General features: G+C 71.9%; 19 protein-coding genes. 7 read left to right on the plus strand and 12 right to left on the minus strand.

Features of this window, described 5'->3' with window-relative positions; all coding sequences use genetic code 11:
* Positions 1-291: 291 nt before the first annotated feature.
* The 5 genes from purH to sucC form a co-directional block, all read right to left on the minus strand.
* Complete coding sequence (purH, locus tag ACFE67_RS03940; RefSeq protein WP_375405571.1) at positions 292-1,863, minus strand: bifunctional phosphoribosylaminoimidazolecarboxamide formyltransferase/IMP cyclohydrolase; 1,572 nt, start codon at positions 1,861-1,863, stop codon at positions 292-294.
* Positions 1,860-2,447: a phosphoribosylglycinamide formyltransferase gene (gene purN, locus ACFE67_RS03945; RefSeq protein WP_375405572.1), complete on the minus strand. Its 588-nt coding sequence runs from the start codon at positions 2,445-2,447 to the stop codon at positions 1,860-1,862. Before purN ends, purH begins: the two co-directional genes overlap by 4 nt.
* A gap of 9 nt (positions 2,448-2,456) precedes the next feature.
* Positions 2,457-3,500, minus strand: a complete 1,044-nt coding sequence (locus tag ACFE67_RS03950) for a DUF6350 family protein (RefSeq protein ID WP_375405573.1) — start codon at positions 3,498-3,500, stop codon at positions 2,457-2,459.
* A gap of 250 nt (positions 3,501-3,750) precedes the next feature.
* A complete protein-coding gene (sucD, locus tag ACFE67_RS03955; protein WP_375405574.1) occupies positions 3,751-4,635 on the minus strand; it encodes a succinate--CoA ligase subunit alpha in 885 nt (294 codons plus the stop codon).
* A gap of 11 nt (positions 4,636-4,646) precedes the next feature.
* Positions 4,647-5,810: an ADP-forming succinate--CoA ligase subunit beta gene (gene sucC / locus ACFE67_RS03960; RefSeq protein ID WP_375405575.1), complete on the minus strand. Its 1,164-nt coding sequence runs from the start codon at positions 5,808-5,810 to the stop codon at positions 4,647-4,649.
* Between the two features lie 125 nt (positions 5,811-5,935).
* Here sucC and ACFE67_RS03965 point away from each other — a divergent pair, with 125 nt between their 5' ends.
* Positions 5,936-6,415: a MarR family winged helix-turn-helix transcriptional regulator gene (locus ACFE67_RS03965; RefSeq protein ID WP_375405576.1), complete on the plus strand. Its 480-nt coding sequence runs from the start codon at positions 5,936-5,938 to the stop codon at positions 6,413-6,415.
* Between the two features lie 272 nt (positions 6,416-6,687).
* Here the strand turns inward: ACFE67_RS03965 and ACFE67_RS03970 are convergent, their stop codons facing one another.
* Positions 6,688-9,003, minus strand: coding sequence for an ATP-dependent helicase (locus tag ACFE67_RS03970; RefSeq protein ID WP_375405577.1), 2,316 nt, complete (start codon positions 9,001-9,003; stop codon positions 6,688-6,690).
* 7 nt (positions 9,004-9,010) lie between these two features.
* Complete coding sequence (locus tag ACFE67_RS03975; RefSeq protein WP_375405578.1) at positions 9,011-9,934, minus strand: glycerophosphodiester phosphodiesterase family protein; 924 nt, start codon at positions 9,932-9,934, stop codon at positions 9,011-9,013.
* A gap of 133 nt (positions 9,935-10,067) precedes the next feature.
* Here ACFE67_RS03975 and ACFE67_RS03980 point away from each other — a divergent pair, with 133 nt between their 5' ends.
* On the plus strand, positions 10,068-10,829 hold the full coding sequence (locus ACFE67_RS03980) for a Bax inhibitor-1/YccA family protein (RefSeq protein ID WP_375405579.1): 762 nt from the start codon (positions 10,068-10,070) through the stop codon (positions 10,827-10,829).
* Between the two features lie 134 nt (positions 10,830-10,963).
* On the opposite strand, the gene guaA is transcribed toward ACFE67_RS03980, so the two are convergent.
* Complete coding sequence (gene guaA / locus ACFE67_RS03985) at positions 10,964-12,586, minus strand: glutamine-hydrolyzing GMP synthase (protein WP_375405580.1); 1,623 nt, start codon at positions 12,584-12,586, stop codon at positions 10,964-10,966.
* A gap of 98 nt (positions 12,587-12,684) precedes the next feature.
* On the opposite strand from guaA, the gene ACFE67_RS03990 reads away from it, so the two are divergent.
* From ACFE67_RS03990 to ACFE67_RS04010, 5 genes are read left to right on the plus strand one after another with little or no spacing between them, the layout of a single operon-like run.
* The gene (locus tag ACFE67_RS03990) at positions 12,685-13,344 is read left to right on the plus strand and encodes an NUDIX domain-containing protein (RefSeq protein WP_375405581.1); all 660 of its coding nucleotides are present in this window, start codon (positions 12,685-12,687) and stop codon (positions 13,342-13,344) included.
* The gene (locus ACFE67_RS03995; RefSeq protein WP_375405582.1) at positions 13,341-14,819 is read left to right on the plus strand and encodes a purine-cytosine permease family protein; all 1,479 of its coding nucleotides are present in this window, start codon (positions 13,341-13,343) and stop codon (positions 14,817-14,819) included. The genes ACFE67_RS03990 and ACFE67_RS03995 overlap by 4 nt, the downstream gene beginning before the upstream one ends.
* Positions 14,816-15,370: a cysteine hydrolase family protein gene (locus ACFE67_RS04000; protein ID WP_375405583.1), complete on the plus strand. Its 555-nt coding sequence runs from the start codon at positions 14,816-14,818 to the stop codon at positions 15,368-15,370. The genes ACFE67_RS03995 and ACFE67_RS04000 overlap by 4 nt, the downstream gene beginning before the upstream one ends.
* On the plus strand, positions 15,367-16,353 hold the full coding sequence (locus ACFE67_RS04005; RefSeq protein WP_375405584.1) for an ADP-ribosylglycohydrolase family protein: 987 nt from the start codon (positions 15,367-15,369) through the stop codon (positions 16,351-16,353). The genes ACFE67_RS04000 and ACFE67_RS04005 overlap by 4 nt, the downstream gene beginning before the upstream one ends.
* Positions 16,350-17,216, plus strand: a complete 867-nt coding sequence (locus ACFE67_RS04010) for a PfkB family carbohydrate kinase (protein WP_375405585.1) — start codon at positions 16,350-16,352, stop codon at positions 17,214-17,216. The genes ACFE67_RS04005 and ACFE67_RS04010 overlap by 4 nt, the downstream gene beginning before the upstream one ends.
* Before the next feature lie 49 nt (positions 17,217-17,265).
* Here ACFE67_RS04010 and ACFE67_RS04015 read toward each other — a convergent pair whose 3' ends face one another.
* The 4 genes from ACFE67_RS04015 to ACFE67_RS04030 all read right to left on the minus strand — a co-directional run bounded on the left by ACFE67_RS04015 (position 17,266) and on the right by ACFE67_RS04030 (position 21,633).
* Positions 17,266-17,715, minus strand: a complete 450-nt coding sequence (locus ACFE67_RS04015) for a DUF3817 domain-containing protein (protein ID WP_375405586.1) — start codon at positions 17,713-17,715, stop codon at positions 17,266-17,268.
* Positions 17,716-17,740: 25 nt separating this feature from the next.
* On the minus strand, positions 17,741-18,574 hold the full coding sequence (locus ACFE67_RS04020) for an SURF1 family cytochrome oxidase biogenesis protein (protein WP_375405587.1): 834 nt from the start codon (positions 18,572-18,574) through the stop codon (positions 17,741-17,743).
* Positions 18,575-18,576: 2 nt separating this feature from the next.
* Positions 18,577-20,235: a glycerol-3-phosphate dehydrogenase/oxidase gene (locus tag ACFE67_RS04025; RefSeq protein ID WP_375405603.1), complete on the minus strand. Its 1,659-nt coding sequence runs from the start codon at positions 20,233-20,235 to the stop codon at positions 18,577-18,579.
* A 279-nt stretch (positions 20,236-20,514) separates the two neighbouring features.
* Positions 20,515-21,633, minus strand: coding sequence for a GuaB3 family IMP dehydrogenase-related protein (locus tag ACFE67_RS04030; RefSeq protein WP_375405604.1), 1,119 nt, complete (start codon positions 21,631-21,633; stop codon positions 20,515-20,517).
* Positions 21,634-21,707: the final 74 nt, after the last annotated feature.

A 21,707-nucleotide genomic window follows, 5' to 3' on the forward strand; every position in this document is an offset into this window, starting at 1 on the left:
GGTTCGGCGACGGTCGTGAACATGTCGGCCTCCTGCCACTCGATCACCGCGACTCTCCATCCTGGTGGGATGTGGACCTCGCCGCGGCAGCCCTCCAGCCTATGGAACGCGAAGCCTCCGCACAACAGTCCTCCATGAATCGAGTGGTTTCGAGGCTCGCTTCGCTCGCACCTCGACCAGCGGGATCGGCCCGTGTTCCCTTGGTTGAGCCGGGCGCTCCGCGCCCGTGTCGAAACCATTCGGACCCGGACGGCCCTGGGGCGCACCTCGACAGCGGGCCGGGCTGTGCATTCAGTGGAAGAAATGCCTCTCGCCGGTGAAGTACATCGTCACTCCGGCCGCCTCTGCGGCGGCGACGACCTCGGGGTCGCGGACGGAGCCTCCCGGCTGCACGACCGCCGTCACGCCGGCCTCGAGCAGCACCTCCACCCCGTCGGCGAACGGGAAGAACGCGTCCGAGGCGGCCACCGCGCCGGCCGCGCGGTCGCCCGCGCGGGCGACCGCGAGGTGGCACGAGTCGACCCGGTTGACCTGTCCCATGCCGATGCCGACGGAGGCCCCTCCTGAGGCGAGCAGGATCGCGTTCGACTTCACGGACCGGATCGCGCGCCAGGCGAACGCGAGATCCGCGAGCGTCTGCTGGTCGGCGGCGGGGCCGGCCGCGAGGCGCCAGGTGGCGGTGTCGACCTCCGAGTAGCGGTCCGGCTCCTGCACCAGGACCCCGCCCGACACCTGCTTGAACTCGCGCTGGGGGCGGACGAAGCCCTCCGGCAGCGTGAGGATTCGCAGGCTCTTGCGCTGCTTCAGCACGGTGATCGCCTCGGGCTCGTAGCCCGGCGCGACGATCACCTCCGTGAAGATGCCGGCGACGGCCTCCGCCATGCCGAGGGTGACGGTGCGGTTCGCCGCGATCACGCCGCCGAACGCCGAGACCGGGTCGCAGTCGTTCGCGAGCCTGTGCGCCGCCGCGATCGGGTCGACCGCACGCGCGGGCGCGACGGCGATCCCGCACGGGTTCGCGTGCTTCATCACGGCGACGGCGGGCTCGTCGAAGTCGAGCGTCGCGCGGATCGCCGCATCCGCGTCGACCATGTTGTTGTAGCTGAGCTCCTTGCCGTGCAGCTGCGTCGCCTGCGCCAGACCGTGCCCGCTCGGGTCGCGCCAGAGCGCGGCCGACTGGTGGCTGTTCTCGCCGTACCGCAGGGGCGTCTCGACGAAGCGGTAGGTGCCCGAGCGGACGGAGGCGTCCGGGCCGTCCGTGAACCAGTCGGCGATCGCTCGGTCGTACGCGGCGATGCGCTCGAACGCCGTTGCGGCGAGCTCGCGGCGCAGCGCGAGCGTCGTGCCACCCGCCGCGACGGCCTCCAGCACGACGGGGTACGCCTCCGGACCCGTGACGACGGCGACGTTCGCGAAGTTCTTGGCCGCCGCGCGCACCATCGCGGGCCCGCCGATGTCGATCTGCTCGACGACGGCCTCGTCCCCGGCTCCTGCGGCGACGGTCTGCTCGAACGGGTAGAGGCTCGACACGACGAGCTCGAACGGCTCGATGCCGAGCGAGGTCAGCTCGGCCGCGTGCTGCTCTCGCCGCAGATCCGCGAGCAGGCCGCCGTGCACCGCGGGATGGAGGGTCTTGACTCGGCCGTCGAGCGACTCCGGGAAGCCGGTGAGCTCGGCGACCTCGGTGACGGTCAGGCCCGCATCGCGGAGCACCGAGGCGGTCGATCCGGTCGACACCAGCTCGACACCGGCCGCGGCGAGCAGCGAGCCGAGCTCGACGAGCCCGCGCTTGTCGCTCACCGAGAGCAGGGCGCGGCGCACGGGGACGACGTCGTCGCCTTCGACGACTCGGGCTTCGGTCATCGGGCGGCCTCCAGGTCGATCCGTCCCTCCGCGATCCGCTGGATCACGTCGGCGAGCAGGCGCCGTTCGACGGGTTTGATGCGCTCGTGCAGCGCACCCTCGGTGTCGCCGGGCAGCACGGCGATGCGCTCCCGAGCGAGGATCGGGCCGCTGTCGGTGCCGTGGTCGACGATGATCACGCTCGCGCCGGTCTCGGTCGCGCCTGCAGCGAGGGCATCGCGGACGGCATGCGCGCCGGGGAACTCGGGCAGGTAGGCGGGGTGCGTGTTCAGCAGCCCCGGGGTCAGCTCGTCGACGACGTGCGGCGGTAGGAGGCGCATCAGCCCGGACAGGATCACGAGGTCCGGCGACCACACCTGCACGGCCTCGACGATCGCGTCGCCCCACGCCTCCCGCGTCTCGTACTGCGTGAACGGCACCACGAACGACGACACCCCGAACTCGTCCGCGTGGACCAGGCCGTCGGCCTCGCGATCGGCGCCGACCGCGACCACGTGGGCCGGGAAGTCGGGGTCGTCGCACCGCGCGAGCAGCGCACGGAGGTTGCTGCCGCCGCCGGAGATCAGCACGACGAGCCGGAGCACGTGGCGAGCCTACTGGCGGGGGTCCGCGCCCTCCGACGGCGGGACGCGCGGCCGCACGACGGCGGCGCCGAGCATCGCGGGGATGCCGACCAGGGCGGCGGTGAGGCCTGCGGCGAGGAGCGCATCGGGTCCGACCGAGACGAACCGTCCTGGTCCGGCGGCGCCGGCGGAGGCCGCGACGAGCCCGCCGATCACCGCGCCTGCGACGAGCCCGCCGACGAGGCCGAGCGGTACGGCGTTCATGCCGCTGCCGCCGCGACGGACGAGGACGGCGGCGGCGAACCCCGCGAGCACCGGCACCACGAGGACTGCGGCTGCCCACGCGGGCGGATCGACCGGGACGGCACCGAGCACGGGGAGCGCCGGAAGCGGGCCGGCCTGGCCCGCGAACGGCCCGGTGACGGAACCGGTGCCGAGGCCGGTGCCCGCACCGACCAGCCACGCGGCGGCCCAGATCACGACGGTCGGCATGGCGAGGATCTGCAGGCAGGTCAGGACGAAGCCGCCCAGCACGCCCGCATCCAGCGACTCGTCGAGCACGACGACGTCGGCGAAGCGCGTGAGCAGCAGCGCGGTGAACGCGATGCCCGCTGCCGCGAGCAGCAGGAGCGCCGCCATCAGGCCGGCCCGCACGCCGGCGGGCACCGGCCGGACCCCGGGGCGCTCGGACCGCATGCCCACGAGCGAGGCGACGGTGACGACCCCCAGCGGGAGGACGATCGCCTGCCAGAGGCTCGGGGTCGCGGCGGCGGAGGTGCCGACGCGGAGGAGGACGACCGACGCGATGCCCGTCGCCACGAGCTGCGCGAGCCATGCCTCGATCGGGGACCCGGTCGCGACCGCTCGCCGGCCGGCCCGCACGGCGCCGAGCGCGGTGATCAGCGCCGGGCCGAGAGCGGCTGCGGTGACCGTGAACGGCGCACCCGCGACCGCGAAGCGCACATCGACGCCGTGCCCGATGAGCCAGACGTCCGCGGCGGCGGACACGGACGGCGTCCACGCCTCCGACGTCCCGAGCCCGGCCCACGCGAGGACCGCCAGCGACGCGAGCACCGCGAACGGCAGCGCGACGGTGAGCAGGCCGTCGACCGCGCCGACGACGAGGGCACCGACCCGGCGAGGAGGGGTCGGCTTCTCAGGGGCGGCGACGGGCGGGTCGTCGAGCAGGAAGGAGGTGATCCCTCGAGGCTACGAATCCCGGTCGCCTGTCGACGCAGGCGCCTCGGGGTGTCGGTGTTCACGGATCAGGGGATTCGGCGGCGCTTCGCGCCTGCCGAATCCCCTGATCCGTGAACACGACCAGTCAGGCGGTGAGGATGGCCCGGAGGAGGTCGGCGGTCTCGGAGGGGGTCTTGCCGACCTTGACGCCGGCGGCCTCGAGGGCCTCCTTCTTCGCCTGCGCGGTGCCGGCGGAGCCGGACACGATCGCGCCGGCGTGGCCCATCGTCTTGCCCTCCGGCGCGGTGAAGCCCGCGACGTACCCGACGACCGGCTTCGTGACGTTCGCCTTGATGAAGTCCGCCGCGCGCTCCTCGGCATCGCCGCCGATCTCGCCGATCATCACGATCGCCGTCGTCTCGGGGTCCGCCTCGAACGCCGCGAGCGCGTCGATGTGCGTCGTGCCGATGATCGGGTCGCCGCCGATGCCGATGGCGGTCGAGAACCCGAGGTCCCGCAGCTCGTACATCATCTGGTACGTCAGCGTGCCCGACTTCGACACGAGGCCGATCGGGCCCTTGCCGGTGATGTTCGCGGGCGTGATCCCGACGAGCGACTCCCCCGGCGTGATGATGCCGGGGCAGTTCGGCCCGATGATCCGCGTCTTCCCGCCGGTCGCCTTCGCGTGCGCCCACGCCTCCGCGGCGTCCTGCACCGGGATGCCCTCGGTGATCACGACGAGGAGCGGGATCTCGGCGTCGATCGCCTCGATGATCGCGTCCTTCGAGAAGGCGGGCGGCACGAACGCGATGGAGACGTCGGCGCCCGTCGCCTCGATCGCCTCCTTGACCGTGCCGAACACCGGCAGGGTGACGTCGCCATGCGTGACGGTGGTACCGGCCTTGCGGGCGTTGACGCCGCCGACGACCTGCGTGCCGGCCTTCAGCATCAGCGCGGTGTGCTTGGTGCCCTCGCCACCGGTGATGCCCTGGACGATGACCTTGGAGTCCTTGTTGAGGAAGATCGACATGGTGTCCCTCTTTACCTAGCAGCCAGCTCGGCGGCCTTGTCGGCGCCGTCGTCCATGGTCAGTGCGAGTGTGACGAGCGGATGCGCCGCCTCCGTCAGGATGCGCCGCCCCTCCTCCACGTTGTTGCCGTCGAGTCGCACGACGAGCGGCTTCGTCGCGGCGTCGCCCAGGATCTCGAGCGCCTGGACGATGCCGTTCGCGACCGCGTCGCAGGCGGTGATGCCGCCGAAGACGTTCACGAACACGCTCTTCACCTGCGGGTCGCCGAGGATCACGTCGAGCCCGGCCGCCATGACGGAGGCGGAGGCGCCGCCGCCGATGTCGAGGAAGTTCGCCGGCTTGACCCCGCCGTGCTGCTCGCCCGCGTACGCGACGACGTCGAGCGTCGACATCACGAGACCCGCGCCGTTGCCGATCACCCCGACTTCGCCGTCGAGCTTCACGTAGTTCAGGTCCGAGGCCTTCGCCTTCGCCTCCAGCGGATCGGCGGCGGCCTTGTCCTCGAGCTCCGCGTGCGCGGGGTGCCGGAAGTCCGCGTTCTCGTCCAGCGACACCTTGCCGTCGAGGGCCACGATGTCGCCGCCGCCCGTGAGCACCAGCGGGTTGACCTCGACGAGCGTCGCGTCCTCGCCCGTGTAGACCTCGTAGAGCTTCACGAACACCGGCGCGACCTTGTCGACCAGCTCGGCCGGGAAGCCGCCGGCCTTCGCGATCGCGGTCGCCTTCTCGAGCGTCACGCCCTCGCCGGGGTCGACCTCGATGCGTGCGAGGGCCTCGGGGCGGGAGGTCGCCAGCTCCTCGATCTCCATGCCGCCCTCGAAGCTGGCGAGGGAGAGGTAGGAGCGGTTCGCGCGGTCGAGCAGGACGGAGAAGTAGTACTCCTCCTTGATGTCCGCTCCGGCGGCGACCATCACGCGGTGCACGGTGTGCCCCTTGATGTCCATGCCGAGGATCGCCCTCGCCGCGGCCTCGGCGTCGTCGGCCGTCTTCGCGACCTTCACGCCGCCGGCCTTGCCGCGCCCGCCGACCTTCACCTGCGCCTTGACGACGGTGACGCCGCCCAGCTGCTCAGCCGCGGCCCGCGCCTCCTCCGGCGTATCCGCGACGATGCCGGCGAGCACCGGCACCCCGTACTGCTCGAACAGATCACGAGCCTGGTATTCGAAGAGGTCCATAGGACGTCGACGTCTCCTCACCGGTTGACAACCGGGCAACCCTAGCGGCCGCGTGCATCGCGGTCGTGGGGGTGCTCGTCCGAGCGACGTTGCTCCGTCGATGCCCGCAGGGATACGGTGCAGTGATGGTTGGGGAGCTCACGAGCGGCGAAGCGTCGACGTGGCGTCTCATCCAGCGCCTCTCCGATCTCGCGACGGGCGTCGTCGAGCACCAGATCCGCTCCGCCGCCGACCTGTCGTCCGCGGAGTTCGACGTGCTCCGCTGCCTCATCGATGCGCCCGACGCGCGGCTGCGGCAGAACGAGCTCGCCGCACTGCTCGGCTGGGACAAGAGCCGGCTCTCGCACCAGCTGACGCGGATGCAGCACCGTGGGCTGCTCGACCGGCAGAAGTCCGGCCGGGTGCACGCGGTCGCGGTGACACGGACCGGCGTGCAGAAGTTCGAGCTCGCGGACAACGCCCACGTCGCAGCGGTGCGATCCCTGCTGCGCGAGCACCTCTCGGTCGCGGAGCGGGAGGCGCTGGAGCGCACCGCCGCCGAGGTCCACCCTGCGGTGGTGGACCAGGCGACCCTGCCCCTCCGCCTCCGCGCCCGCACGGCCTGAACCCGGGGTAACGGCCTGAACCGGGGTAAGGGACCGGTGCTGCCGGAACGGACCCGGGCGTAGGACGCCGAAGCGAGCGTAGGCGGGAAACGGGCGATTCTGCCTACGGGCGCTTCGCCTTCCTCCACGCGGTACGGGTCGGGTGCACGACGCCCCCGTCCCGCTCACCTCCTTCCGCACCACGTCCTGGTGCGGGTCGTTCCACGGCCGCGTCGACCCGGCCGCGTGCCCCAGCGCCACCACGGCGTCCGCGAACGGGCGGAGGCGCACGGTCACAGCTTGATGATCGGCGCGACCTTCACGAGCAGCCGCTTGCGACCGGCGGTGTCGAACTGCACCTCCGCGATCCGCTTCGCCGCGGTACCCGTGATCGCCTGCACCCGGCCCTCGCCGAAGTCGTCGTGCTTCACCCGGTCGCCGATCGCGAGCTCGAGGTCGCCGTTGTCGCGGACCTTGCCGCTGACCCGGTTCGGCCACTCCGCTTTCGGCTTCTGCTGCGCCGGCCCGGAGAACGACCCGGACTCTCCTGAGGCTCTCGAAGGGCCACCCCAGGCGAGGCTGCCGGCGACGCGCCCGCCCGCGCCCGGGCCGGTCATGCCGGGCGACTGCCGCCACTCGATCAGCTCGGACGGCACCTCGGCGAGGAAGCGGCTCGGTGCGGAGACGCTCGTCTCGCCGTAGCTGTTCCGCATCATCGCGAGCGACAGGTAGAGCCGCTCCCTGGCGCGCGTGATCCCCACGTAGAAGAGGCGTCGCTCCTCGGCGGGGCCGCCTGGCTCGTTCGCGCTCATCCGGTGCGGCAGCAGGTCCTCCTCGATCCCGGTGAGGAACACCGCCTTGAACTCCAGGCCCTTTGCGGTGTGCAGCGTCATCAGCGAGACGGTTCCGGAGGTGTCGTCGAGCTCGTCTGCGGCCGCGACGAGGGCCGTCTCGGTGAGGAAGTCGATCAGCAGGCCGTCGGGGTTGTTCTTCTGGAACTCCTTGGTGACGGCGAGCAGCTCTTCGATGTTCTCGAGCCGCGCCTCGTCCTGCGGGTCCTTGCTGGCGCGCAGGGCATCGACGTAGCCGCTCTTCTTCACCAGCAGCGCGAGGACGTCGAACACCGGGATGGGCGCGTCCCCCTCGGCAGGCGGTGCGGTCATGACGGTCGCCTCGTCGAGCAGGTCGGAGAGCCCGGTGATCGCCTTCGCGATCTTCGGGCCGAACCCCAGCTCCCCCGCGTGCCGCAGGGTCTCGCGGAACGTCATCCCGTTCCGCTCGGCGAAGTTCGCGAGCTGGGTCTCGGTGACGGCGCCGATGCCGCGCTTCGGCGAGTTCAGGATCCGTCGCAGCGCGAGGGCGTCGGCCGGGTTCGCGACCGCGATCAGGTACGCCATCGCGTCCTTGATCTCGGCGCGCTCGTAGAACTTCGTGCCGCCGAGGATCCGGTACGGCACGGCCGAGCGGATCAGGATCTCCTCCAGCGCTCGTGTCTGCGCGTTCGTGCGGTAGAACACGGCGATCTCGCGGTACTCCATGCCGTCGCGGTGCAGCTGCTCGATCTCGTCGGCGACGAACTGCGCCTCGTCGTGGCCCGAGTAGCCGGTGAAGCCCACGATCTTCGCGCCGGGACCGCCCGCCGTGAAGAGGTTCTTGGGGATGCGGTCGAAGTTGTTCGCGATCACCGCGTTCGCGGCGTCGAGGATCGTCTGGGTCGACCGGTAGTTCTGCTCGAGCAGCACGACGGTCGCGTCGCGGTAGTCCTGCTCGAACTCCGTGATGTTGCGGATGTCGGCGCCCCGGAACGCGTAGATGGACTGGTCCGAATCGCCGACGACGGTCAGCGACGCCGCCTCGATGCCCGCGGCCGGCTTCGTCAGCTCGCGGATCAGCGCGTACTGCGCGTGGTTGGTGTCCTGGTACTCGTCGACGAGGATGTGCCGGAACCGCCGGAGGTAGGGCTCCGCGACGTGCGGGAACGCCCGGAAGAGGTAGACCGTCTGGGCGATCAGGTCGTCGAAGTCGAAGGCGTTCGCGCTCTGGAGCGCCTGCGAGTACTCGCGGTACATCGTGAGGAACATCGCCTCCTTGGGGTCGGCGAGGTTCACCGCACGCGAGAACGTGTCCGCGTCCACCAGCTCGTTCTTCAGCTTCGAGATCCTGGACGCCGTGCTCGCGACGGAGAACCCCATCACGTCGGCCTCGTGCTGCTTGATGATCCGCTTCAGCAGCGCTCTCGAGTCGCCGGAGTCGTAGATGGTGAATCCGGAGGCGTACCCGAACACCTCCGCCTCCCGCCGGAGGATGCGGACGCAGGCGGAGTGAAAGGTCGAGATCCACATGCCGTCCGACGCATGTCCCACGATCGCGCGGACGCGATCCCGCATCTCACCGGCCGCCTTGTTCGTGAAGGTGATCGCGAGGATCTGGCTCGGCCACGCCTCGCGGGTCTCGAGCAGCGACGCGATGCGCCGGGTGAGCACGCTCGTCTTCCCCGATCCTGCGCCGGCCACGATGAGCAGTGCCGGACCTCGGTAGAGCACGGCTTCCCGCTGGCGGGGGTTGAGCCCATCGAGCAAGATCGAGGACGGTTCGACCAGCTGCGTCATGATGACGTCAAGGGTAAGTCGGGACCCCGACATCGGCAGGGTCCCCGAGCTCCGCGAGCGCCAGATCGGGATGGTCGGCGAACACGCCGGTGACCCCGGCGTCGATGAGGCGCCGCCAGTACGCGGCGTACCGTCCGAAGGGGCTGCCCTCGACCCGGTACCGGCGCGGGAGGAAGCGGTTCTCGGGCCGCAGCGTCCAGGTCCAGACGTCGAGGCCCGCCTCGCGGAACCCGGCGACGGTCCGCGGCCGCACCAGGTTCGCGCCCAGGCTGACTCCGGCGTACGCGGCGAACCGCTCGGGTCGGCGAACGGTGAGGTGGTCGATCAGCGGCTCGTGGCCGATCAGCGCGACCAGCGGGTGCGTGACGCCGCGCTCCGCGAGCCGGTCGAGGGCGTCGTGCTCGAAGCTCTCGATCGTGATCTCCGGAAGCCGCGGCGCACGGGCCAGGGCGTCGGCGAGCAGCTCGTCGAGCGGGAGCCCGAGCCGGGCCGACCGCGCGGCGTGCTTCAGCTCGACGACGAGGCGGACACCGGCCGCTGCCAGCACGAGGTCGATGACCTCCTGCAGCGTGAGCACCGCGTCGGAGCCGTCGTGCGCGGCACTGCCGGGACGGAGCAGCGGCAGCCGCTCCCTGCCCGTCAGCGAGCGCAGCTCGGCGAGGGAGAGGTCCTCCGCGAACCAGCCGACCCGCGGCCGACCGCGGACCACCTTCATCCGGCGCCGATCCCGCAGCTCGGGATGCGCGGCGACGTCCGTCGTGTGGCTGAGCTCCGGGTCGTGGCGCACGATGAGCGAGCCGTCCGCGCTCGCGACGACGTCGATCTCGATCGCCTGCGCGCCCTGCTCGAGCGCGAGCAGGAAGGCGCCCCGCGTGAGCTCGGGACGGTACCCGCACGCGCCGCGATGCGCGATCAGGAGCGGAGCTGGCACGCGCCGAGGCTACGTCACGGCGCGGGATCCATAGGGAGCACATAGCGCCGGTTCCCCCGAGTCGCACCGGAAGTTCTTAGACTCGTCATTCCGGTTCGCGAATCCGCGCCGGATCCCGATAGGAACAGGACCCATGGCGAACCCCGCCCTCTCCAACAACCCCGCGTTCAAGAAGGGCAGCACGGTCAGCGCTGCCCAGCTCGAGGAGCTGTACGAGCGTCCGGCCGCGTCCCCCGCCGACACGGGCCGCATGACGTACGAGGACACCTCGGTCAAGACCGTCGTGCTCTTCGCCGTGCTGCTCGCCACCTCGGCGGTCGGCTGGTTCATCCCCGCCCTCGCCATCGTCGGCGCCCTGGTCGGCTTCGTGCTGGCCATGGTCAACACCTTCAAGCGCGAGCCGTCCGTCCCGCTGATCGTCCTGTACGCCGCGGCCGAGGGCCTCTTCGTCGGCGGCATCTCGAGGTTCTTCGCGGCTCAGTGGAACGGCATCGTGCTGCAGGCGGTGCTCGCGACGCTCGTCACGGTGGGGATCACGCTCGCCCTGTTCGCGAGCGGCAAGATCCGTGCCTCCGCGCGGGCGACGAAGATCTTCCTCATCGCGATGGTCTCGTACCTCGTGTTCCAGCTGGTCAACGTCGTGCTGTCGCTCACCGGCGTCGTCACCGGGCCCTTCGGCCTGCAGAGCGGGATCCTCGGCATCGTGATCGGCGTGCTCGTCGTCATCATGGCCGCCTACTCGCTGGTGCTCGACTTCGACCAGATCCAGCAGGGCGTCCGCCGCGGCATCCCCGCCAAGTACGGCTGGACCGGCGCCTTCGGGATCATGGTCACGGTCGTCTGGCTCTACATCGAGTTCCTGCGGCTGATCGCGATCTTCCGCGGCAGCAACTGACGCATCGCACCGCCCCTTCACGGGGCGTAAGCCCGAGCACGACAGCAGGACTCAGCGACGACAGCAGGACCCGGGAGCGCCTCCGGTCCTGCTGTCCGTCCTGAGTCCTGCTGTCGTGCTCCGAACGGTTCGGGTCACTCCCACTCGATGGTGCCCGGCGGCTTCGATGTGACGTCGAGCACGACGCGGTTCACCTCCGCGACCTCGTTCGTGATCCGGTTCGAGACCTTCGCGAGCAGGTCGTACGGCAGGCGGGTCCAGTCCGCGGTCATCGCGTCCTCGCTCGAGACCGGGCGCAGCACGATCGGGTGCCCGTAGGTGCGGCCGTCGCCCTGCACCCCGACGCTGCGGACGTCGGCGAGCAGCACGACCGGGCACTGCCAGATGTCGCCGTCCAGCCCGGCGGCGGAGAGCTCCTCCCGCACGATCGCATCGGCACGGCGGAGGGTCGCGAGCCGGTCGCGCGTGACGGAGCCGACGATCCGGATGCCGAGCCCGGGGCCGGGGAAGGGCTGCCGGCCGACGATCACCTCGGGGAGCCCCAGCTCCCGGCCGATCGCCCGCACCTCGTCCTTGAACAGGGTGCGCAGCGGCTCGACCAGCGCGAACTCGAGATCCTCCGGCAGGCCGCCGACGTTGTGGTGGCTCTTGATGTTGGCGGTGCCGCTGCCCCCGCCGGACTCCACGACATCGGGGTACAGCGTGCCCTGCACCAGGAAGCCGACCGCCGCACCGTCGTCCTGCGCCCGCGCGACCACGTCCGCGGCTGCACGCTCGAACGCGCGGATGAACTCGCGGCCGATGATCTTGCGCTTCGTCTCGGGGTCGGAGACGCCCTCCAGCGCGTCGAGGAACGTGTCCACCGCGTCGACCACGACCAGATTGACCCCGGTGGCGGCGACGTAGTCGCGCTCGACCTGCTCCGCCTCCCCCTCCCGCAGCAGCCCGTGGTCCACGAACACGCAGGTCAGCTGGTCGCCGATCGCCCGCTGCACGAGCGCCGCGGCGACCGCCGAGTCGACACCGCCGGACAGGCCGCAGATCACGCGGGCGTCGCCCACCTGCGCGCGGATGCGGTCGACCTGGTCGGCGATCACGTTGCCGAAATTCCAGTCGGCGGCGATGCCGGCCGCATCGTGCAGGAAGCTCTCGATGACCTCCTGCCCGTGCGCGGTGTGCCGCACCTCCGGGTGCCACTGCACCCCGTACATGCGGCGCTCGTCGCTCGCGAACGCGGCGACCGGGGTGGAGTCGCTGCTCGCCAGCACCTGGAAGCCCTTCGGCGCCTCCGAGACGGAGTCGCCGTGGCTCATCCACACGACCTGGTCGCCCGGCTGCCCGGCCACGAGGGGCGCGCCCTCGCTGCTCGCGCCGTCGGCGAGCCGCACCGCGGTCGACCCGTACTCGCGGCGGCCGGTCTGCGCGACGGTGCCGCCGAGCTGCTTGGCCATCACCTGGAAGCCGTAGCAGATGCCCAGCACCGGCACCCCGAGCTCGAGGATGCCCGGGTCGAGCGAGGGCGCGCCCTCCTCGTAGACGCTGGAGGGGCCGCCGGACAGCACGATGCCGGCCGGCCGCTTCGCCGAGACCTCGGCCGCGGTGATGGCATGGGGGACGATCTCCGAGTAGACGCCCGCCTCGCGCACGCGCCGTGCGATCAGCTGGGCGTACTGGGCGCCGAAGTCGACGACGAGGACCGGATGCGCCTCACCCGCGGGCCGCTCGACGGGGTGCGCTTCCGGAGGGGTGGTCGTCACCCCGGCAATCGTACGGAGCCGAGGTAATGGTCAGAGACACCCGAAGTGGTACGCTCGCGCTCCCACTTCGTGTCGGAGTGACCATTACCGGAGGACCCGTGCCCGAGCAGCCCGTCGCGGTCGCCGTGTCGACGGTGATCTTCGGGCTGCAGGCCGTCGAGGGCGGGCCGACCCTCCACCTCCCCCTGGTCCAGCGGGTCCGCGAACCGCACTTCGGCCGGTGGGCGCTGCCCGGCGGACCCTTGCGAGCGGACGAGTCGCTGCGCGAGGCCGCCAGGCGCACGCTGGCCGACACGACCGGGCTGCGGCCCTCGCACCTCGAGCAGCTGTACACGTTCGGCGCGGTCGACCGAGGGGCCGTCCAGGACCGCGTCGTGTCGATCGTCTACTGGGCGCTCGTGCGCACGGAGGTGGCGGCGACGACGCGGAAGGACGAGCACGTCGCCTGGTTCCCGGCGGAGGCGCACCCGCCGCTCGCGTTCGACCACGACGAGATCGTCGGCTGGGCGGTCAAGCGCCTGAAGGCGAAGCTCGAGTACACGCACCTCTCCCACGCGCTGCTGCCGGACGAGTTCACGCTCGGCCAGCTGCGCGAGGTGCACGAGGCGGTGCTGGGGCGCCGGCTCGACCCCGCGAACTTCCGGCGCCGCGTCGAGGCGACCGGCACCGTCGCGCCCACGGGCGCGCACCAGGCCGGCGTGCGCCACCGCCCGCCCGCGCTCTACCGATCCACCGCCCGAGAGGAACTGCTCACATGACCGCACTCGATCACGGCACACCGCCGACCGCCGCCCCGCCCGCCCCGGCCGGCGTCGAAGCCAACGGGCTCAACGTCATCGCTGAGTCCGAGCGGAAGGGCCGGGCCCGCGATCTGTTCTGGCCGTGGTTCGGCGCGAACGTGTCGGTCCTGGGACTCAGCTACGGCTCGTTCATCCTCGGATTCGGCATCACGTTCGTGCAGGCGACGATCATCGCCGTCATCGGCATCGTGATCTCGTTCGCCCTGTGCGGCGTCGTCGCCCTCGCGGGTCGGCGCGGGTCCGCGCCGACGATGCTGCTCAGCCGCGCCGCGTTCGGCGTGAACGGTAACCGGCTGGCCGCCCTGATCTCCTGGGTGCTGCTCGTCGGCTGGGAGACGGCCCTGACCTCGCTCGCAGTCCTGGCGACGTCGACCGTGTTCACCGAGCTGGGGCTCGACCTCGGCCCGCTCACGAAGATCGTCGCGCTGATCGTCGTCGCCGCGCTCACCGTCGGAGGCGGGATCGCCGGCTTCGACGTGATCATGCGGATGCAGAAGTGGATCACCGTGGTCACCGGGGTGCTCACGGTCGTCTACATCGCACTCACCGCCGGGTCGATCGACCTCGGCGCGGTCGCCGCGCTCCCCTCGGGCAACGCCACCGCCCTGATCGGCGCGCTCGTGTTCGTGATGACCGGCTTCGGCCTCGGCTGGGTCAACGCCGCGGCCGACTACTCCCGCTACCTGCCGCGCAGCACGCGCGGCAGCGGCGTCTTCGGCTGGACGACGTTCGGCGGCGCGGTCGCTCCGGTGATCCTCGTGATCTTCGGACTGCTGCTCGCGGCCTCCTCGCCGAAGCTGAACGAGGCGATCGGCGCCGACCCGATCGGCGCGCTCACCAGCCTGCTGCCGACCTGGTTCCTCGTGCCGTTCGCGATCGTCGCGATCCTGGGGCTCGTGGGCGGCAGCGTGCTGAACATCTACTCGAGCGGGCTGGCGCTGCTCTCCGCCGGGGTGCGGGTCCCGCGCTTCGCCGCCGCGGGCATCGACGGGGTGCTGGTAATCGCCGGCACGATCTACGTCGCGTTCTTCGCGCCGGACTTCGTCGGCCCGTTCCAGGCGTTCCTCATCACGCTCGGGGTGCCGATCGCGGCCTGGTGCGGCGTCTTCATCGGCGACATCGTGCTGCGCAGGAAGCCGTACGCCGACGGCGAGCTGCTCGACCCGCGCGGTCGCTACGGCTCGATCCGCCCCTCCGCGGTGCTGCTCGTGATCGTGGGCACGGCGGTCGGCTGGGGACTCGTCGTCAACGGCACGGCGGGCTTCACCTGGCAGGGCTATCTGCTCGGTCCGCTCGGCGGCCGGGACGGCGCGTGGGCGTACGCGAACCTCGGCGTGCTGCTCGCGCTCGTACTCGGCTTCGTCGGGACGCTCGTCACCACCCGGGGCGCCGTCCGCCGGCAGGAGGCGCTTCCCCTCCAGGCGTCTCGATGAGCGGCGACGCGCACCTCGTCGTCGTCGACATGCAGCGGGTCTTCGCCGATGCGGACAGCGCCTGGGCCACGCCCGGGTACGCATCCGCGTCGGCGGGCGTGCGCCGCCTGCTGCCCGCGTTCCGCGGCAGGACCGTCTTCACGCGATTCGTCGCTCCGGCGCGGCCGGAGGGCGCGTGGGCCCCGTACTACCGGAACTGGCCCGATCAGCTCCGGCCGGCCGACGACCCGATCTGGGATCTGACGCCGGAGTTCGCGGGAGGCGACGCGCCGGTGGTGACCGCGACGACGTTCGGGAAGTGGGGTTCGGATCTGGCCGCGGCGACCTCCGGCGCCGATCGGCTGATCGTCACAGGCGTCTCGACGGACTGCTGCGTGCTGTCGACCGCGCTCGCCGCGGCCGACGCGGGCCGGTTCGTCGTCGTGCCCGAGGACGCGTGCGCGGGGCTGTCGGAGGCGGATCACCGGCGGGCGCTGGAGGCGATGGCGCTGTACGCGCCGCTCATCACGATCAGCAGCGTCGACGCCGTGCTGAGCATGATGGAGGCATGAGCCGGAGGGACCGTGCGCTGGGCGCCCTGACCGGCCTCGCCGTCGGAGACGCGCTCGGCATGCCGACGCAGACCCTGCCGCGTGGGACGATCAGCGCGAGCGGCGGGATCACCGGGTTCCGTGCAGCGGCTCCGGACCACCCGCTCGCACATGGATTACCGGCGGGGCATGTCACCGACGACACCGAGCAGGCGCTGCTGCTCGCGGACGCTCTGATCGCCGGACACGGCCGGATCGACCCCCGCCGCCTCGCGGACGACCTCGACCGGTGGGAGCAGGATGCCAGGGCCCGCGGCTCCGCGGACCTGCTCGGGCCGTCGACGCTCGCCGCGATCCAGGCCGTCAGGGCGGGCACGCCTCCCGAGCTCGCCGGAGCGAACGGCACGACCAACGGCGCCGCGATGCGCATCGCCCCGGTCGGCGTCGCCACGGCGGTGACCGACATCGGCGCGCTGGTCGACGCCGTCGAGCGGGCGTGCCTCGTCAGCCATCACACCTCCGTCGCGATCGCGGGCGCCGCAGCGGTCGCCGCGGTGGTGAGCGCGGGGGTGGAGGGGTTCGGGCTGCCGACCGCCGTCGCGCTCGGGATCACGGCCGCGCGTGCGGGTGTGCGCCGCGGGCGGTGGGTCGCCGGTGCGGACGTCGCGTCGCGTATCGCGTGGTGCACCGAGCTCGCCGGCAGCACGGACGCGATCGTCGCCACCGATCGGGTCGTGATGCTGATCGGTACCAGCCTCGCGACGCAGGAGTCGGTGCCCGCCGCGTTCGCGATGCTCCTCCTGCACCCCGACGACCCGTGGGCCGCCTGCTGCGCCGCGGCCTCGCTCGGAGGCGACACCGACACGATCGCCGCCATGACCGGCGCGATGGCCGGCGCCATCCACGGGGTGGATGCGTTCCCGGCGGACGCGATCGCGACCGTCCGCAGCGTCAACGACCTGGACCTCGAGCGCCGCGTCGACGCCCTGCTCGCGCTGCGATGAGCGGCAGGGTCGTCAGCACGGGCAACGCCCTCGTCGACGTGGTCGCGGTGGTACCGCGGCTGCCGGACCGCGGCGGCGACGTGCTGGCGTCCGGCGGGCGGCTGGAGGTGGGCGGCGGCGGGTTCCGGGCGCTGGTCGCTGCCCGCGCCGCGGGTGCCGACGCGGTGTTCGCCGGCCGGATCGGGACGGGTCCGTTCGGCGAGCTCGTCCGGGAGGCGCTCGCGACGATCGACGTGCCGGCGCCGCTGCCTCCCGTGCTCGAGCACGACACCGGATTCGTGCTCACCGCGATCGAACCGGACGGCGAGCGGACGTTCATGACCGTGCCGGGCGCGGAATCCGCAGCGCCGGCCCTCGACGGGTTCGCGGTCCCGGCCGGCGACGTGGTCCACGTCCACGGCTACGGACTCGTCGCGCCGGCCCGCGGCCCGGCGCTGGCCGCGTTCGTCGAGGCGCTGCCCGAGGTCGTGGTGGTGCTGCTCGACCCCGGCCCGTTCGGTGCGGACGCCTCCCCCGACGTCCTGGCCCGCCTCCTCCCGCGCGTCGACTGGTGGAGCGGCGACACGGAGGAGGCGCGCGCCGCGACCGGACTCGGCGATGCGGCGGCCGCGGCGCGGCTGCTCGCGTCCACGGTGCGCCGGGGGGCGGTGGTGCGGCAGGGGGCGGACGGCTGCCTGCTCGCGCTCCGCGGAGGCGAGGTCGTGCACCTTCCCGCTCCGACCGTGGTCGCGGTGAACTCGAACGGCGCGGGCGACACCCACGTCGGCGCCTTCATGGCGGGCCTCCTCCGCGACGACGCTCCGGTCGACGCCGCCCGCGCGGCGAACGACGCAGCCGCCGCGTTCGTCGCCCGACCCCGTTGACCGACTCTCCGTTTTGTAGGCAGAACCTGCCTACAAAACGGAGAGTGGGTCAGGGGACGGGAGCGGGAGCGGGCTCGCGGGTCGCGAGGTAGCCGCGCACCTCGCCCTTCACCTTCGCCTCCATGATGAAGGAGAGGGCGGGGACGACGCCCCCCAGCCCGATGAGGATGAATCGGGTGATCGGGTACCGCATCACGGTGATCAGCACGAAGTCGCTGATCAGGTAGGCGATGAAGAGGTACCCGTGCGTGATCAGGATGCCGAGGCTGAGGTTGAAGCCGCCGACGGCATGCACCTGCTCGGGCGCGACCAGGGCGACCGCGCCGAGCGCCCCGCCGACGACGACCTCGGATCCGAAGGCGTAGCGCAGCACCACCTCCAGGCACACGAGGAGCAGGAAGCTGCCGGTGGCGTACGCGAACACCTTGTAGAAGAGGAGGCTGCGCCGGATCGTCGGGAAATCACGGGTGGGCGGCACACGCAGAGGACTCCAGGGCACGGAGACCGATCGTAAGCCCGTTCTTCTACACGCTGTCGTGAACGGGGCTGTCGTGAACGGGGCTGTCGTGAACGGGCTCGGCGATCAGGACGGCCACCTGCTCCTGCTCCCAGCGGTCGCGGACCAGCCGGTACCAGACGTAGAACGCGGCGATGGCGAAGATCGCCCACTCCACCGCGTAGAGGATGTTCAGCAGGTTCAGCTCGACCTCGCCGCCGGGCCGCGGCGAGTAGATGTCCTCCAGCCCGGCGGGCGCCGCACTGAGCGTCAGGATGCCCTCGAACGTCGGCGCGCCCTCGTCCTGCGTCCACAGGTTCACGAGCCGCGCGGTCGAGACGGAGGACAGCGCGGTGGGATCTCCGGAGGCGGAGGGTTCAGCCGGATCCGTGTCGACGTACCGCCCGACGAGGGGGCGGTCCGCCGCCGGCGTCGCCCTCGCCGCCGCAGCAGCCCGCTCGGCGGTCTGCTGGTCCGGCGCGAAGCCGAGCGCGACAGCGAGCTGCGACCCCGCCGGATCGTCGAGCACCGCGTGGCCGACGACCCACCAGCCGCGACGGCCGTCGTTCAGCCGGTCGCCGACGATCACCGTGTCGGAGGGGACCAACCGGCCGCGGGTCGAGACCCGCTGCCCCACGGAGGCGTCCGTCTGCTGACTCGCGGGCTGCGCGACGGCGGTCAGCGGGACCGTGCGCTCGGTCGGGCGGGCGATCACCGTGCCCTGCTCGATCGCCCGCGAGATCTGCCACTGCCCGAGCGCGGCGAACGCGCCGGCCAGCACGAGGGCCAGCACGAGCAGACCGATCGACCTCGGTGCGATGAACGCCGCCCGCAGACTCCTCGCGGGTGCGGGCGGCGTCATGGTCAGACAGCCTGCACGATCTCCGGCGCCTCGAGGCGCACGCGGTCGGCCGACTCGTCGTCGGGCATGGTCTGGCTCTCACGCTCGGCCCTGACGCGCTCGAGGTAGGTCTCGACCTCGAGCCGCTCGTGGGCCTCGTCCCAGCCCAGCACATCCGCCATCAGCGCGGCGGTGATCGGCGCGGCGGAGACCCCGCGGTCCCACGCCTCGATCGAGATCCGGGTCCGGCGAGCCAGGACGTCGTCGAGGTGCAGCGCCCCCTCGTTCGTGGTGGCGTACACGATCTCGGCCTGCAGGTAGTCGTCCGCTCCCGGCACCGAGGCGGCGAGCGCCGGCTTCGCGGTGATCAGCGCGATGACCTCGCTGGCCAGCGTGCCGTACCGGTTCAGGAGGTGCTCGACCCTGGCGGCGTGCAGGCCGGTGCGCGTGGCGATGATCGAGCGCTGGTTCCAGGCGGCCTGGTAGCCCTCGGCGCCGACCAGCGCGATGTCCTCCGTGACCGACGCCGGGACGCGATCGTCGAGCGCGGAGGCCGCCTCGTCGATCGCGTCCTTCGCCATCACCCTGTACGTCGTCCACTTGCCGCCCGCGATGACCACGAGGCCCGGCACGACGTGCGCGACGTAGTGCTCGCGGGAGAGCTGGCTGGTGTCGTCGCTCTCGCCGGCGAGCAGCGGCCGCAGGCCCGCATAGACGCCCTCGACGTCCTCACGCGTCAGCGGCACCGCCAGCACCTCGTTCACGTGGTCGAGGATGTAGTCGATGTCCTTCGCCGTCGCGGCGGGGTGCGCCTTGTCGAGGTACCAGTCCGTGTCCGTCGTACCGACCAGCCAGTGGCGGCCCCACGGGATCACGAACAGCACGCTCTTCTCGGTGCGCAGGATCATGCCCATGGTCGAGCGGATGCGGTCGCGCGGCACGACGAGGTGCACGCCCTTCGAGGCCCGCACGTGCACCTGCCCGCGCTCCCCGACGAGTGCCTGGGTGTCGTCCGTCCACACGCCCGTGGCGTTCACGATCTGCTTGGCCCGGATCTGGAAGTGCTCGCCGGTCTCGAGGTCCTGGGCGTCGACCCCGACGACCCGCTCGCCGACCTTGACGAAGCCCTCGACCCGGACCCTGGTCGCGACGTGCGCGCCGTAGGAGGCGGCGGTGCGGGCGACGGAGGCGCCGTAGCGGGCGTCGTCGACCTGCGCGTCGTAATAGGTCAGACCGCCGATCATCGCCCCCTTCTTCAGCGAGGGGATGGCCTTGTAGAGCTGGCGGCGCGTGAGGTGACGGTGGTGCGGCACCCCGGGCGGACGGCCGCCCGTGTAGCTGAACGCGTCGTACATCGCCATGCCGGCGCCGATGTACGCCCGCTCCCAGACGCGGTGGGTCAGCGGGAACAGGAACTTCACCGGCTTGACCAGGTGCGGCGCGATGCGCTGCATCAGCAGGCCGCGCTCGATCAGCGCCTCGCGCACCAGCGCGAAGTTCAGCTGCTCGAGGTAGCGGATGCCGCCGTGGACGAGCTTCGACGAGCGGCTGGAGGTACCCGCCGACCAGTCGCGCGCCTCCACGAGCCCGACCGTCAGTCCGCGGGTCACGGCGTCGAGCGCTGCTCCCGTGCCGACGATCCCGCCGCCCACGACGAGGATGTCCAGCTCCTGATCACGCATCGCGGCGATCGACGCACGGCGCTGCGCCGGGCCGAGCCCGCCGGCTCCCGTCGCGGCCACCGGGGTCGTCTCGTCGTCGGATCCGACCGGGTTCTTCGTCGCCATCAGGGCCCCTCAGTGTCCATGGCCTTCGATCCGCCGGCGGATCGAAGGCTGTGCTGCTTCGCAGCGCCGTGAACGGCGCTGCGGCTCACAGCTCTCATCGAACGGTGTATGGCTCCGGACAGTACCTTCGGGCGCCTTGAAGGCCGCGTGGAAGAACGGGATGTGCACGGATGTTCAGTGGCCGTCGTATGGGGCGACGATCACCTCGACCCGCTGGAACTCCTTGATGTCCGAGTACCCGGTCGTCGCCATCGACCTGCGCAGCGCACCGGCGATGTTCACCGTGCCGTCGGGGCGGTGCGCCGGCCCGTAGAGCAGCTGCTCGAGCGGCGCGACCTGGCCGACCCAGACCCGTCGGCCACGGGGCAGCTGCTCGTGGTGCGCCTCCAGCCCCCAGTGCCAGCCGCCGCCCGGCGCCTCCGTCGACCGCGCGAGGGTCGTGCCGAGCATCACCGCGTCCGCACCCACCGCGATCGCCTTGACGATGTCCCCGGAGTTGCCGAGCCCGCCGTCCGCGATGACGTGCACGTAGCGCCCGCCAGACTCGTCGAGGTAGTCGCGCCTGGCGCCCGCGACGTCGGCGACCGCCGTCGCCATCGGGGCGTGGATCCCGAGCGACATGCGCGTCGTGGTCGCCGCTCCGCCTCCGAACCCGACGAGCACACCGGCGGCGCCCGTGCGCATCAGGTGCAGCGCCGCCGTGTAGGTGGCGGCGCCGCCGACGATCACCGGTACGTCGAGCTCGTAGATGAAGCGGCGCAGGTCGAGCGGCTCGGTCGACTTCGACACGTGCTCCGCCGACACCGTCGTGCCGCGGATCACGAACAGGTCGACGCCCGCGTCGATGACGGTCTGCGAGAACTCCTGCGTCCGCTGCGGCGAGAGCGCCGCGGCGACGGGGACCCCGGAGGCGCGGATCTCGGCGATGCGCGCGGTGATCAGGTCCGCGCGGATCGGGGCGCGGTAGATCTCCTGCATCCGCGTCGTCGCGGTCTCGTCGGGCAGCTCCCGGATCTCCGCGATCAACGGCTCGGGATCGTCGTACCGCGTCCAGAGGCCCTCGAGCCCGAGCACGCCGAGCCCGCCGAGCCGACCGAACGCGATGGCCGTCGCGGGTGAGGTGACCGAGTCCATCGGCGCCGAGAGGAACGGGATCCGGAACTGGAACGCATCGATGGACCACGTCGTCGAGACGTCCTCGGGATCACGCGTCCGCCGAGACGGGACGACCGCGATGTCGTCGAAGGCGTAGACCCGCCGTGCCCGCTTCGCGCGGCCGATCTCGAAGTCCATGCTCACGGTCCGAAACCCTAGCGAGCCGCCCTCCGCCCCCGTCTTCGGCAGGCTGCGCGCACTCCGGCAGGCCG

This window comes from uncultured Amnibacterium sp., from assembly GCF_964244015.1.
Lineage (GTDB): Bacteria > Actinomycetota > Actinomycetes > Actinomycetales > Microbacteriaceae > Amnibacterium.